We start from the raw sequence: 291 nt of genomic DNA on the forward strand, positions 1-291 counted from the left end.
TGTCCGCACCATCCCCCAGGGGGTCCGGGACAACTTCAGAAGGTGCCACGGACATGGCGACCACCCTGCAGCTGCCCTCGGTGGAGAGCGGGCAGTCGACGACGCCGCGCGTCTGGGGCAACATCCCGCCCCGGAACCCGAATTTCACCGGCCGGGTGGACCTTCTCGAACGTCTGGGCGAACGATTGGCCGAGGGCACGACCACCGTGCTGCCCGAGGCGATCCACGGCATGGGCGGTGTCGGCAAGACCCAGCTCGCGATCGAGTACGCGTACCGGCACCAGTCCGAGT

Annotated in this window: 1 protein-coding gene; it reads left to right on the forward strand. The window is 68.4% G+C overall.

Translation table 11 applies throughout. The annotated features are described in order from the left end of the window. Positions 1-53: 53 nt before the first annotated feature. The coding region (locus tag ACFY9I_RS42465; protein WP_391012888.1) for a hypothetical protein at positions 54-291 on the forward strand (238 nt) is incomplete at its 3' end.

Source organism: Streptomyces sp. NPDC012510 (genome assembly GCF_042955065.1).
Taxonomy (GTDB): domain Bacteria; phylum Actinomycetota; class Actinomycetes; order Streptomycetales; family Streptomycetaceae; genus Streptomyces.